The 12,734-nt window shown below is 63.7% G+C and carries 14 protein-coding genes; 6 read left to right on the plus strand and 8 right to left on the minus strand.

Features of this window, described 5'->3' with window-relative positions:
- Positions 1-246 precede the first annotated feature (246 nt).
- On the plus strand, positions 247-1,218 hold the full coding sequence (locus tag E8F11_RS23450) for an IS110 family transposase (protein WP_280287409.1): 972 nt from the start codon (positions 247-249) through the stop codon (positions 1,216-1,218).
- Positions 1,219-1,251: 33 nt separating this feature from the next.
- Here the strand turns inward: E8F11_RS23450 and E8F11_RS23455 are convergent, their stop codons facing one another.
- Both E8F11_RS23455 and E8F11_RS23460 read right to left on the minus strand, forming a co-directional pair.
- Positions 1,252-2,049, minus strand: a complete 798-nt coding sequence (locus tag E8F11_RS23455) for a cytochrome c (protein ID WP_280291296.1) — start codon at positions 2,047-2,049, stop codon at positions 1,252-1,254.
- A gap of 3 nt (positions 2,050-2,052) precedes the next feature.
- Positions 2,053-2,409: a rhodanese-like domain-containing protein gene (locus E8F11_RS23460; protein ID WP_280291297.1), complete on the minus strand. Its 357-nt coding sequence runs from the start codon at positions 2,407-2,409 to the stop codon at positions 2,053-2,055.
- A 143-nt stretch (positions 2,410-2,552) separates the two neighbouring features.
- Between E8F11_RS23460 and E8F11_RS23465 the strand changes: the two genes are divergently transcribed.
- The 3 genes from E8F11_RS23465 (at position 2,553) to E8F11_RS23475 (ending at position 7,524) form a co-directional block, all read left to right on the plus strand.
- Positions 2,553-3,440, plus strand: a complete 888-nt coding sequence (locus tag E8F11_RS23465) for an AEC family transporter (RefSeq protein WP_280291298.1) — start codon at positions 2,553-2,555, stop codon at positions 3,438-3,440.
- Positions 3,441-4,013: 573 nt separating this feature from the next.
- Positions 4,014-5,219: an acetyl-CoA C-acetyltransferase gene (locus E8F11_RS23470; RefSeq protein ID WP_280291299.1), complete on the plus strand. Its 1,206-nt coding sequence runs from the start codon at positions 4,014-4,016 to the stop codon at positions 5,217-5,219.
- A gap of 160 nt (positions 5,220-5,379) precedes the next feature.
- Positions 5,380-7,524 carry a 3-hydroxyacyl-CoA dehydrogenase NAD-binding domain-containing protein gene (locus E8F11_RS23475; RefSeq protein WP_280291300.1) on the plus strand — a complete coding sequence of 715 codons (2,145 nt, stop codon included), beginning with the start codon at positions 5,380-5,382 and terminating at the stop codon, positions 7,522-7,524.
- A gap of 67 nt (positions 7,525-7,591) precedes the next feature.
- Here E8F11_RS23475 and E8F11_RS23480 read toward each other — a convergent pair whose 3' ends face one another.
- The 3 genes from E8F11_RS23480 to E8F11_RS23490 form a co-directional block, all read right to left on the minus strand.
- A complete protein-coding gene (locus E8F11_RS23480) occupies positions 7,592-7,963 on the minus strand; it encodes a glutathione S-transferase N-terminal domain-containing protein (RefSeq protein WP_280291301.1) in 372 nt (123 codons plus the stop codon).
- A gap of 67 nt (positions 7,964-8,030) precedes the next feature.
- Entirely contained in the window at positions 8,031-8,291 is a 261-nt protein-coding gene (locus tag E8F11_RS23485; protein WP_280291302.1) for a hypothetical protein, read from the minus strand.
- A 24-nt stretch (positions 8,292-8,315) separates the two neighbouring features.
- Positions 8,316-8,540, minus strand: coding sequence for a hypothetical protein (locus E8F11_RS23490; RefSeq protein WP_280291303.1), 225 nt, complete (start codon positions 8,538-8,540; stop codon positions 8,316-8,318).
- 336 nt (positions 8,541-8,876) lie between these two features.
- Between E8F11_RS23490 and E8F11_RS23495 the strand changes: the two genes are divergently transcribed.
- Positions 8,877-9,596: an amidotransferase gene (locus E8F11_RS23495; RefSeq protein ID WP_280291304.1), complete on the plus strand. Its 720-nt coding sequence runs from the start codon at positions 8,877-8,879 to the stop codon at positions 9,594-9,596.
- Positions 9,597-9,654: 58 nt separating this feature from the next.
- Here E8F11_RS23495 and E8F11_RS23500 read toward each other — a convergent pair whose 3' ends face one another.
- A complete protein-coding gene (locus E8F11_RS23500) occupies positions 9,655-10,626 on the minus strand; it encodes a magnesium and cobalt transport protein CorA (RefSeq protein ID WP_280291305.1) in 972 nt (323 codons plus the stop codon).
- A 153-nt stretch (positions 10,627-10,779) separates the two neighbouring features.
- On the opposite strand from E8F11_RS23500, the gene E8F11_RS23505 reads away from it, so the two are divergent.
- A complete protein-coding gene (locus E8F11_RS23505; protein WP_280291306.1) occupies positions 10,780-11,637 on the plus strand; it encodes an alpha/beta fold hydrolase in 858 nt (285 codons plus the stop codon).
- Here the strand turns inward: E8F11_RS23505 and E8F11_RS23510 are convergent.
- Complete coding sequence (locus E8F11_RS23510; protein ID WP_280291307.1) at positions 11,551-11,865, minus strand: hypothetical protein; 315 nt, start codon at positions 11,863-11,865, stop codon at positions 11,551-11,553. The two genes, E8F11_RS23505 and E8F11_RS23510, sit on opposite strands and share 87 nt — an antisense overlap.
- A gap of 43 nt (positions 11,866-11,908) precedes the next feature.
- Entirely contained in the window at positions 11,909-12,598 is a 690-nt protein-coding gene (locus E8F11_RS23515; protein WP_280291308.1) for a crotonase/enoyl-CoA hydratase family protein, read from the minus strand.
- Between the last annotated feature and the right edge of the window lie 136 nt (positions 12,599-12,734).

Genomic DNA, 12,734 nt, shown 5'->3' on the forward strand with positions numbered 1-12,734 from the left:
TTTCCACCCTTGTATCTCGACTATCGCTCTGTGATGGGGCGATAGTTCCCGACTGATCATCGGGGGAGGGTCAGGAAGCCGTTTCCACCCTAAGGCCTCGAGCCAGCAACGTAGATAGTGCTCCTGCCCTCCACACTCACTCGAATAGCTCGAACGGTATCCAGAGCCCACCTCAGGTGAGAGCTCGCATTCACAAGGTCGTGCCGAGTGCAGTGATGATCCTTCTGGAGAGATTGAGGAGTTCGCATGTCCGGCATCGTTGGCATTGACATTGCCAAGCACAGTTTCGATATCGCCACCCAGCAGGCCAACGGCAAGTACCGCACCAAAGCCAAGCTGGCCAATAGCGCGGCGGGTTTTCAGGTACTGCAGGAGTGGCTGCTCAAATACAGCGAACCAGGGGCCTGGATCGTGATGGAGGCCACGGGGACCTACCACGAGGCGCTGGCCGAATACTTCCATGGCTTGGGCTACCGGGTTTGCGTGACCAATCCGGCGCAGATTGCCCTCTATGCCCGCAGCCAACTGCAACGGGTGAAGACGGACCAGGTCGATGCCAAGCTGATTGCCGACTATGGCGCCCGGCACGTGGACGAGTTGCGTGCCTGGCGGCCCGAACCGCCGGCCATCCGCCGCCTGCGGGCCCTGGTACGGCGCCTGCAGGACCTCCAGGAGATTGCCCAGATGGAGCGCAATCGCTTGGACGTCGCCGATGTCAGTGTGCAGGACTCGATTCGTTCGGTGCTGCAACACATCGAACAGCAGATCGCCGAAACCTTGAAGGCGATTCAGGCGCACATTGACGACGATCCCGATTTACGGGGTAAGCGCGACTTGCTGACCAGTATCGACGGCGTCGCGGACAAGACTGCGGCCCTGCTTCTGGCCGAGCTGGGAGACCCGCTGCAATTCAAGAATGCCCGGGCCATCACGGCGTTTGCCGGGCTGAATCCGCAGCTGCGGGAGTCCGGCACCCAAAAGGCCTACGCCTGCATTTCCCGGATGGGCTCCAGCCGACTCCGCGCGGGTCTCTACATGCCGGCCATCGTTGCGCTGACCCACAACCCGGCGATCAAAGCGCTGGGACAACGCCTGCGAAGTCGAGGCAAGGCCGGGAAGCAGATCGTCTGCGCCGCGATGCGCAAGCTGCTGCACATCGCTTATGGCGTCCTGAAATCGGGCCAGCCTTTCGATGCAAAACTGGCCCTTGCGCACTAGGTTCCAAGACGGTATCTACGGCCCCGGCCTCTCTCAGGGTTTCACCTTCCTCCCCGCCATATGCCGCAGGTAGCCGATCAGCTGCCCCAACTGCTCATCGCTGATCACCTCCCTGGAAAAGCCCGGCATCTTGCCCTGGGGCCAGCGGCGCAGGCTTTGCGGGTCGCGGATGTAACGCGAGAGAAAGTCGCCGGCGAGGTATTCCGTGGGGTTGTGGGGGATATTCAGGTCCGGGCCGAACTGGGCGTCACCGGCGCCATTGAGACGGTGGCAGGCCAGGCAGTTTTTCTGGAACTGGGCGAAGCCGGCGCGCACCTCGGCGTTGGCGTCGGCGGCCGGGCGCAACGCAGGGAAGCGTTCGGCCACCGAGGGCAGGTAGCGGATGCGAGCCACTTGGAAGGGCCACTGTTCCGGACTTATGTCGGCGGCCTTGGGGTCGGTCCAGACCAGGTAGAAAGGCCCGGCGCTGGGCTTGCCTTCGGCCAGCGGCGGCCAGGGTCTGGCGGGATCTTCTATGGCTAGCCAGGCGCGGGCTCCGTCCCGCGCCAGCAGTGGCTCGGCGGCCAGTTCAGCGGCGAAGCCGTCCAGGGCCACGGCCTGCAGGTGCTGCGCCGGCGACACCCCGTCCAGCAGCGCGGCCAGGGGCACGGCGCGGTAGTGCATGGTCCGCTTGTAGGAGACATCGTCCGGGATGGCCACCTCCTGTGCCTGTGGATGGGCGAGGAGGGTGGCGCTGTCCAGGGTACGGGTGCCGCCGGGCAACTCCAGGGTCAGCTCGGCGGCGTGCAGCGGGGTGAAGCAGAAGAGCAGGGCGAGTAGCGCTTTGCGCATCGATCAGTCCTTGTCCAGGGCGGTTTTCAGGTCCAGGTAACCGCCACCGTTGATCACCTGGCTATAGCCCAACTCCCGCAGGCTGTCCTGGGCGATGCCGGAACGGCGGCCGCTACGGCAGTAGAGCACTATGGGGGTGCCCTTGTCCGGGGCGACTTCGGCAATGCGTTCGCCGATTTCTTCGTAGCCGATGTTGCTGGCTCCGGGGATGGCGCCTTCGGCCACTTCCTCCGGCGTGCGCACGTCGATCAGTACGGCGTTGGGCTGTTGCATGGCTTGCACGGCTGCGGCCTGGTCGGTATCGCCGGCGGCCGCCGGTAGGCTGAGTGAGAGGGCGAGAACAGCGAGCAGAGTACGCATGGTGGCGGCTCCTACAAGGTGTTTCCTGGCAACCTAGCACAATTGCCCGAAGGGGGCGCGGGCCGTTAGGATCGCGGCTTTCCGTCATAACCAAAGCGTTTCAGGCGCCCCGATTCGAGCACCCGCGCTTTTAAGGAGAGGCCATGCTGGCCGAATTGTTCGCCGTCATGGCGCCGGTGCTGATAGTCGCCGGCATCGGCTATGGCTGGGCCCGTTCGGGACAGCCTTATCCCACCGAGTTCATTGCGCGCCTGGTGCTGAATATCGGCACCCCGAGCCTGGTGCTGTCCACCCTGAGCCGTACCGAGATCGACCGCCATGCCTTCGGCCAGCTAGCCATCGCCTGCCTGCTGGTGATGTTGGTGATGGGGCTGATCGGCAGCCTGCTGAGCCGGGTTTTCAGGCAGGACTGGCGCATCCTGGTGCCGGCCTACCTGTTTCCCAACTCCGGCAACATGGGCCTGCCCATCACTCTCTATGCCTTCGGCGAGAAAGGCCTGGCGCTGGCGGTGGCCTTCTTCCTGGTGCTCTCGGTGGGGCATTTCAGCCTCGGCCTGCTGCTTTCCGGCAGCGAGCGGTCGCCGAAGCGGCTCCTGGCCAACCCCATCATCATCAGCCTGGCTCTGGCCTTGCCGTTGGTGATCTGGGACCTCGAGCTGCCGCGCTGGCTGGCCAACACCATAAGTCTGCTGGGGGGCATGACTATCCCGCTGATGCTGCTGACCCTGGGCGTATCCCTGGCCAGCATCCGCGTGCATCACCTGGGGAACGGGATGCTGCTGGGTGCCCTGCGAATTCTCTGTGGCGCCGTAACGGGCTGGCTGGTGGGTTTGTTGTTGGGGCTGCCGCCGCTGGCCCAGGGCGTGCTGGTGATGCAGTCGGCGATGCCGGTGGCAGTGTTCAACTACCTGTTCGCCGTGCGCGCGGGGCGCTCGCCGGAAGCGGTGGCGAGCCTGGTGTTGTGCTCGACGCTGCTGTCCTTCGTGCTGATTCCATTGCTGTTGGCGTGGTGGCTACCCGCGCTGCGTTGACCGCTTCGGGCGGTGCGCAGCACAGGACGACCACTGGGTTGGAAGATGAAGATTCAGCTGACCAGACGGGTCAGGTTGGGAAGGATGAGAACCACTGCTGTGGCAAAGACGATCAGGCTCGCTTGCCGCATTTTCGGCTGCTTGAACATGGCCAACTGCCTTTTTTGTTGTTGGAGGTGCGTCGGAACGGGCTCCCTACGGCCGGCCCGCAACCAAGCTTTCCTCCGTGGCTAGGGACAAAAAGCCGCTCCGGCAAAACCCGGCAGCGGCCACTTGCATTTCAAACTCTAGGGCCCGGATCACAGTCCGCTTAGATCGCTTGGGAACTAGCATGGCTCCTGTAGTAATTCCTGGCTATTGAGCCCGTCTAGGCGCCCCGGAGTAGCCTCGAGGCCAGACACATCCCTTTCACTTTGGCCAGCAACTGGCCACCAACCGACCGTTCGTCTGAGCGCAGCGGTCAATGGGGCTGAGCATTTCCGTCATTGAGACCATGGCCTATAGCGATAAGGTAGCGCCACCCCCTAACAACTACGGGCACCCAGTGCCGCCTAGCTGCCTCAAGAGGACGCCATGACCGAAGCATTCATTTTCGACGCGGTGCGCACGCCCCGCGGCAAGGGCAAGAAGGATGGCGCGTTGCACAGCGTCAAGCCGGTCAACCTGATCGCCGGGCTGCTGCGTTCCCTGGCCGAGCGCAATGACCTGGACACCAGCCAGGTGGACGACATCGTCCTCGGCTGCGTGACGCCGGTGGGCGACCAGGGCGCCGACATCGCCAAGACCGCCGCGTTGGTGGCCGACTGGGACGAGACCGTTTCCGGCCAGCAGATCAACCGCTTCTGCGCCTCGGGCCTGGAGGCGGTGAACCTGGCGGCGATGAAGGTACGCTCCGGCTTCGAGGACCTGGTAGTGGCGGGCGGTGTGGAATCCATGTCCCGCGTGCCCATGGGCTCGGACGGCGGCGCCTGGGCCATGGACCCGGAAACCAACCTGCACACCAGCTTCGTGCCCCAAGGTATAGGCGCCGACCTGATCGCCACCCTGGAGGGCTTCAGCCGCACGGATGTCGACGCCTTCGCCCTGCGCTCCCAGCAGAAGGCCGCCCGCGCCAGCGCCAATGGCGCATTCAAGAAATCCCTGGTGCCGGTCACCGATCAGAACGGCATCGTCCTGCTCGACCATGACGAGTTCATCCGTGGCGAATCCACCCTGGAAGGCCTTGGCGCACTCAAGCCGAGCTTCGAGATGATGGGACAGATGGGCTTCGACGCCACCGCACTGCGCAAGTACAGCCAGGTGGAGCGTATTCTCCACGTGCACACGCCGGGCAACAGCTCGGGCATCGTCGACGGCGCTGCCGCCATGCTCATCGGCTCCGCCGCCAAGGGCAAGGAGCTGGGGCTGAAACCCCGCGCGCGCATCGTCGCCACGGCGGTCACCAGCACCGACCCGACCATCATGCTCACCGGCCCCGCGCCGGCGACCCGCAAGGCCCTGGCCAAGGCCGGCCTGAGCGTGGCCGACATCGACCTGTTCGAGGTCAACGAAGCCTTCGCCTCGGTGGTGATGAAGTTCATGAAGGACATGGGCGTGCCGGAAGAGAAGGTCAACGTCAACGGCGGCTCCATCGCCATGGGGCACCCGCTCGGCGCCACTGGCTGCGCCATCCTCGGCACCCTGCTGGACGAGCTGGAAGCGCGCAACCTGCGCTATGGCCTGGCCACCCTCTGCGTGGGCGGCGGCATGGGTATCGCGACGATCATCGAACGAATTTAACAGGAGCTATCAGGGGCTGCTGCGCTCGGCCAGGCTGTGTTGGAAATCGTCAGGGAATGCTCATTTACAGTCGTAAACTCCGCTTCCCCGCCGATTTCCGTCTTGCCTGACCTTCGCTCGCGACGTCCCTGAAGCGCTCCCCCTACAGCGGGAAAAAATAATGACAGACGCCATTCGTTACGAGAAAGGCCAGGACAATATCGTCGTCCTGACCATGGATATGCCCGGCCAGAGCGCCAACACCATGAACGCCGTGTACCGCGAGGCCATGGGCAAGGCCGTCGAACGTCTCGAGGCCGAGAAGGACAGCATCGCCGGCGTGATCATCACCTCGGCCAAGAAGACCTTCTTCGCCGGCGGCGACCTCAATGAGCTGATCAGGGTCACCAAGGCCGAGGCCAACGCCTTCTACCAGATGGTGCTGGGCATCAAGGGTCAGCTGCGTCGCCTGGAAACCCTCGGCAAGCCGGTGGTGGCCGCCATCAACGGCGCGGCCCTGGGCGGCGGCTGGGAGATCTGCCTGGCCTGCCATCACCGCATCGCCCTGAGCGACAACGCCGTTCAGCTCGGCCTGCCGGAAGTGACCCTCGGCCTGCTGCCCGGTGGCGGCGGCGTGGTGCGCATGGTGCGCCTGCTGGGCATCGAGAAAGCGCTGCCGTATTTGGCCGAAGGCCGCAAGGTGCGCCCGGATCAGGCGCTCAAGGCAGGGTTGATCCACGACATCGCCGAGAGTGCGGAAGAGATGCTGGCCAAGGCTCGCGCCTGGATCGCCGCCAATCCCAAGTCCGTGCAACCCTGGGACACCGCCGGCTACAAGATTCCCGGCGGTACCCCGTCCAGCCCCAGCGTGGCGCAGATGCTGGCCATCGCCCCGTCCGTGCTGCGCGACAAGACCAAGGGCTGTTTCCCTGCGCCGGAGAAGATCATGTGCGCCGCGGTCGAAGGCGCCCAGGTGGACTTCGATACCGCGCAACTGATCGAGGCGCGTTATTTCACCGAGCTCACCACCGGCCAGGTGGCGAAGAACATGATCGGCACCTTCTGGTTCCAGCTGAACGAGATCAATGCCGGCAGCTCGCGGCCCAAGGGCCCGGCCCCCTACGTGACGAAGAAGGTCGGCGTGCTCGGCGCCGGCATGATGGGCGCGGGTATCGCCTATGTCTCGGCCATTGCCGGCATCGAGGTGGTCCTCAAGGACGTCTCGGTGGACGCGGCGGAGAAGGGCAAGGCCTACACCCAGGGGCTGCTCGACCAACTGGTGAGCCGTGGCCATATGGCCGTCGAGAAGCGTGACACCATCCTCGCCCGCATCAAGGCCACCGCCAGCGATGCCGACTTCGAGGGCTGCGACCTGATCATCGAGGCCGTGTTCGAGAACCGCGAACTGAAGGCCAAAGTCAGCTCCGCTGCCGAAGCCGCCGCTCTGCCGGATGCGGTGATCGCCTCCAATACCTCGACCCTGCCCATCACCGGGTTGGCCAAGGCGGTGAGCAAGCCCGAGAAGTTCATCGGCCTGCACTTCTTCAGCCCGGTGGACCGCATGCCGCTGGTGGAGATCATCCGTGGCGAGCAAACCTCGGATGAAACCCTGGCCCGTGGCTTCGACTACGTGTTGCAGATCAGGAAGACGCCCATCGTGGTCAACGATAGCCGCGGCTTCTTCACCTCCCGCGTGTTCGGCACCTTCACCAACGAAGGTATCGCCATGCTGGGCGAGGGTGTGTCCGCCGCGATGATCGAGAACGAGACCCGCAAGGCCGGCATGCCGGTGGGGCCCTTGGCGATTTCCGACGAAGTCTCCATGAGCCTGATGAGCCACATCCGCCACCAGACCGCCGAGGACCTCAAGGCCGAAGGCAAGGCGATGCAGCAGCATCCGGCCTTCGCCGTGATCGACCTGATGCTCAACGAGTACAAGCGCCCCGGCAAAGCGGCCGGTGGCGGCTTCTACGAGTACCCCGCGGGCGGCAAGAAGCACCTCTGGCCGGAGCTGAAGGCGCGCTTCGAGAAGTCCGACCGGCAGATACCCCAGGAGGACGTGCGCGACCGCATCCTGTTCATCCAGGCCATCGAGAGCGTGCGCTGCGTGGAAGAGGGCGTGCTGCATTCCGTAGCCGATGCCAACATCGGTTCGATCTTCGGCATCGGCTTCGCCGCCTGGACCGGTGGGGCGCTGCAGTTCATCAACCAGTACGGCCTGGACGACTTCATCGCCCGCGCCCGTTACCTGGCCGAGCAGTACGGCGAACGCTTCGAGCCGCCGGCACTGTTGCTGGACAAGGCGGCGAAGGGCGAGCGCTTCTAGCCTTCAGACCGGCATAAAAAAACCGGCTCCTGGTGAGCCGGTTTTTATTGGCGCTCGTGGCCTGGGTTCATGCCTTGGCGAAGCGGCTTTCCAGGTAGCGGATGATGTCGTTGGACTCATACATCCAGCGGCTTTCGCCATTTTCCTCGATGCGCAGGCAAGGCACCTTGACCTTGCCGCCGCCAGCCAGCAGAGCCGCGCGGTGGGCTTCGTCGTTCTTTGCGTCGTGCAGGGCGATCGGCAGGTTCAGCCGGTGCATGGCGCGGCGGGTCTTCACGCAGAACGGGCAGGCATTGAACTGGTAGAGCGCGAGGCTGGCGCTTTCTTCGGCGACCCGGGCCTGTGCCTCGGGGCTGCGGCGCTGCTTGCGCGGGCGGGTGATGAAGTCGAGGAAGATGATCAGTTGGCCCAGGCCGACTCGTAATGCCTTGATGAACACTGTTGCGCGCCCTTGAATTGAAAAACGGGGCGGCAGTCTACCCGAACTTGCCCGATGCGACCGTCTTTCACGCCAGGTGGTCGCTGCAGCACACCAGCGAACTCATGTCGAACACGGCCGGAAGCTGGTACTCGCGCTCGGCCGGCGGGTTGCCGGACAGGCTCTTCAGGGTCCGTTCCGTGAGGATCCCGCGGCCGATGTTGTGGTTGCTCTCGATGTTCTTGGCAACGGCGCCAACTGAGCCATGGCCGAAGCCCAGCAGCGAAAAACCATTGGTCATGATCGCCAGGGCGGTGAGAAGAAAGAGTCGGGTCCGTTGTTGTTTCATGATGGTGCGTGCCTGTCCTGGATTTCAGCCTTGTTGTCTGCCACTGGGTTTCTTCTGGCCCGCCAGCATCACCGGGATGCTCTGGCTGAGCTGCTGGTAGAAGGTCATGGAAGCGTCCACGGGGCTCGCCCCGATGCGGCCGCGCTCGTAACCGAAGCTGACGGCGAGGACCACCATCACCACGACGAAATACAGGCCAAGACTGGCGAGGGCGCCGTTGCGTGCGTACTTGACTGTGGGGTTGCTCATGGCTGGGATTCCGCGACGGGGGCTTGGATGGGACGTAGATTCGCGGAAAGCTTTTCGATGAAAAAGACAGGGATGGGCATGGTAACTATCGACGGAACCAATAGTTCCGTCGGCCGCCGTCAAATTTTCTTGACGTGTCTTGGAAAGCGGCGCGCTAGAGCGGAGCGGGCTGCAGGCGAAGATTGGGCTGGGGGCGCCATCGAAGTTGACTATGGCGGCAGTAGGATCCGGCTATGGCGGCGGGGACCGGCGGTATTTCAATCACCTCGGCTCTGTGTTAAATAAATCGCACATTTAGGCCCGAGCACCTTCTCACGTTTCAGGAACCACTAGTCCATGCCGCTTCGCATCTGCATTCTGGAAACCGATATCCTCCGCCCCGAACTGGTCGATCAGTACAAAGGCTACGGCCTGATGTTCGAGCAACTGTTCGCCAAGCAGCCCATCGCGGCAGAGTTCAGCGTGTTCAATGTGGTGCAAGGGCATTACCCGCCTGAGGCCGAGAAGTTCGACGCCTACCTGGTGACCGGTAGCAAGGCCGACTCCTTTGGCAGCGACCCCTGGATCCAGACGCTCAAGACCTTCCTGCTGGAACGCTACGAGGCTGGCGACAAGCTGCTAGGCGTCTGCTTCGGCCACCAGCTGCTGGCCCTGCTGCTGGGCGGCAAGACCGAGCGCGCCAACCAGGGGTGGGGCGTGGGCACCCACAGCTATCAGTTGAACCAGAAACCGGAGTGGATGACCCCTGAGCTGGATGAGCTGACCCTGCTGATCAGCCATCAGGACCAGGTCACCGAGCTGCCGAAAAACGCCACCCTGTTGGCTTCCAGCGACTTCTGCCCGAACGCCGCCTACGCTATCGAAGACCAGGTGTTGTGCTTCCAGGGCCATCCCGAGTTCGTCCACGATTACTCCCGCGCCCTCCTGGATATGCGCCATGACTTCCTGGGCGACCAGGTCTACACCCAGGGCATCAGCAGCCTGGATCGCGACCACCATGGCGCCGCCGTGGCCGAATGGATGATGCGCTTCGTCGCGCGCGACCGCGCCGCCTGATCCGAGTGCTGCAAATGAAAAGCCCGCCATTTCAGGCGGGCTTTTTTGTGGGCGAGGTTCAGAGCCAGTCGTAGTACTTGAAGCTGGCGTAGAGGGCTGTGCAGCCCGTCGCCACCAATCCCAACACACCGAAATAGCCGTAGTGCCAGGTCAGCTCCGGCATGTTCTCGAAGTTCATGCCGTAGATCCCGGCTATCGCCGTGGGAAAGGCGAGAATGGCCGCCCAGGCGGCGAACTTGCGCTGTACGACGCTCTGCCGCGAGGATTCCAGCAGCAGGCCGACCTCGATGGCGTGGTCGGCCATCTCGCGCAGGCCGGTGAGGTCTTCCAGCAGGCGATTGACGTGGATGGCGATGTCGCGGAAGTAGGGCCGCATGTGCTTGTCGATGAAGGGGAAGTCCAGGCGCTGCAGTTCTTCGCATATTTCACCCATGGGGCCGATGTAGCGGCGCAGGCGCAGCAGGTCGCGGCGCAGGCACTGGATTCGTTCGACATCCTCTTGCGTCAGCGGGCGCTTGAGCACGTTCTGCTCGATCTCTTCCAACTCGGAATGAAAGCTGTCCATCAGCGGCCGGTAGTTCTCCATCACGAAACTGAGCAGGGCATAGAGGACGAAATCTTCGCCGTGCTCGAGGAGCAGGGGACGCGCTTCGCAGCGCTGGCGGACGCGGGAGTAGGGCGCCGATTCGCCATAGCGCGCGCTGATGATGTAGCCCTTGCCGGCGAACAGCTGGGTTTCGATGAACTGCAGTTCGCCGTTTACCTCGATGGGTGAATAGACCACCAGGAACAATGCATCGCCGAAGGTTTCCAGCTTGGGGCGGGTGTGGCGGGTCAGCGCATCTTCGAGGGCCAGTTCGTGCAGATCGAACTGCCGTTGCAGGTTGCTCAGCTCCTCCGTGCCTGGATCATGCAGGCCGATCCAGACGAAGTGGCCGGGCTTGCAGGCCCACTGGAGTCCTTCATCGAGGGTTATGTCGGTGACTCTCTTGCCTTTGGCGTATACAGCGGCGGCAACGACTCGACCCATGGTTCAGCTGTCCCTTCATTTGTTGGAAATATGGGGCGGAGCTTATCGCGCCCGGTCATTTGAGTCTTGCTGATGGCCAGGGTTCTGCAATGGCGCGGCTAGAGCTTCTGCTCTAGATTGTTCACGCCCCCGATCACAACGAGGACAACATCGATGGCCGAGACTTTCAGTTTTGCTGGAGGCAAATTCCTCTGCTCCTATCGGGTCTATCCCTCGGCTGTGCCCGGGCCGGTGCTGATCCTGCTGCCGGCCCTTGGAGTGGCCGCGCGCAAGTACGAGGCATTCGCCCTGGGCCTGGTAGCCGCCGGCAACCAGGTGCTGGTGGCCGACTGGCCTGGCCAGGGCGAAAGCGGCCCGCGGCCGAACCGCAAGCTGGACTATGGCTACCGGGAACTGGTGCAGGAATTCGTGCCGAAACTCCTGGCCGCCGCCCGGCAGCATTTCCCCCAAGGCCGGCTGGTGCTGCTGGGGCACAGCCTGGGCGGACATATCGCCACTCTCTACGCCGCAGCCAATCCGAACGCCGGTGTGGCGGTGGTGGGTGTGGCCTGCGGCAATATCCACTATCGCAACTGGCGGGGCCGGCACAGGTTGCTGACGCCCACCGTGTCCCTGGCTTTCAATCTGCTGACCGCGATCTTCGGCTATCTACCGGGCAGGGCCATAGGCTTTGGCGGCCATGAAGCGCGGAGCCTGATGCGCGATTGGGGACGGGTGGCCTGGAGCGGCAATTTCGACCACCTTGGGTTGCCTCTGGTGTCGGCGCCCGGCAATCCCACGCCTTCGCTCTTTATCGGCATCGCCGGCGACCCTTTCGCGCCCGAGGCCTCGACCCGGGGCCTGGCGGCCCTGATCCAGGGAGCGCCCACCGTGCGCCTGCTGCCTTCACCACGGCCCGCTTCGGAGAATGCCCACAGTGCTTGGTTACGCTCGCCGGCAACGGTGGTGGAGGCCATTGCCGGATGGTTGGCGCTGGCCACTGGTCGCTCCACCATCGGTCAGGCGGTCTGAACGCAGGCCGGGCAGCGCCCATAGCGGCCGCGAGGCGCGGACCATGAGGTGGGCGAGGCCTACGGCGTCGGACATGGAGCGTACGATGGCGCCGATCATGATGTAGGTGAGGCCCATGGCGTTGACCAGGGTGCCGATGATGGTCCCGACCACGATGCCGGTGACGTTCACGGCGAGCATGCTGGTGCCGAACCTGGTGATGACGCCGGTGGCACCTTGTAGTCCCACCTCTCGATGAAATGCCCCGCGATGCGGGGCATTTTCATGTAGCTCAGACCAGGTGCTGCTTGTCGATCTCGATGGCCGCGTCCAGGGTTTCCAGCAGGGCCTTGCGCACCTTGAGCTTGGTGTTTCGGTGGGCGGTCATGTTGATCTTCTTCAGCTGCAGGGCGGCGGCGCGGGCCGCGTCCTGCAGTTGCTCGGCGGGCACCACCTTGTCGAGGAAGCCGGCATCCAGCGCGCCTTGCGGGTCGAACATCTCGCCATTGATCACCGAGCGGTGGAAGGCGGATTTGCGCAGGCGGTCACGGGCCAACTCGATGCCGACGTGGTGCATGGTCATGCCGATCTGCACTTCGTTCAGGCCGATATTGAAGGAGCCCTCGACGCCGATGCGGTAATCCGCCGACAACAGGATGAACGCACCCTTGGCCACGGCATGGCCCGGGCAGGCGACGATCACGGGGTAGGGGTGGGCCAGCATGCGGCGAGCCAGGGTGGAACCGGCGGCGACCAGGGCGACGGCGTTCTGCGGGCCTGAGGTCATGACCTTGAGGTCGTACCCGCCGGAGAGGATGCCCGGCTGGCCGGTGATGATCACCACGGCGCGGTCCTGCTCGGCGCGATCCAGTGCGGCATTGAAGGCAGCGATCACATCCGGGGAGATGGCATTCACCTTGCCGTTGGCAAGGGTCAGGGTGGCGATGCCGTCTTCGAGTTGGTAGGAGATCAGCTCACTCATGGCAGGTTCCTTGTTAAGAAGTGGGCTGACGTTACTCAGCGCTACCGTGGAGGTAAAGGACTGAGACTGACTGATGAGTCAGGCGCGATGGGCCTTAAGGCCTGTCCGATTGGTGTTCGGCGCGTTCCTTTTGTCC

This window comes from Pseudomonas sp. BN417 (assembly GCF_029871205.1).
Classification (GTDB): Bacteria; Pseudomonadota; Gammaproteobacteria; order Pseudomonadales; family Pseudomonadaceae; genus Metapseudomonas.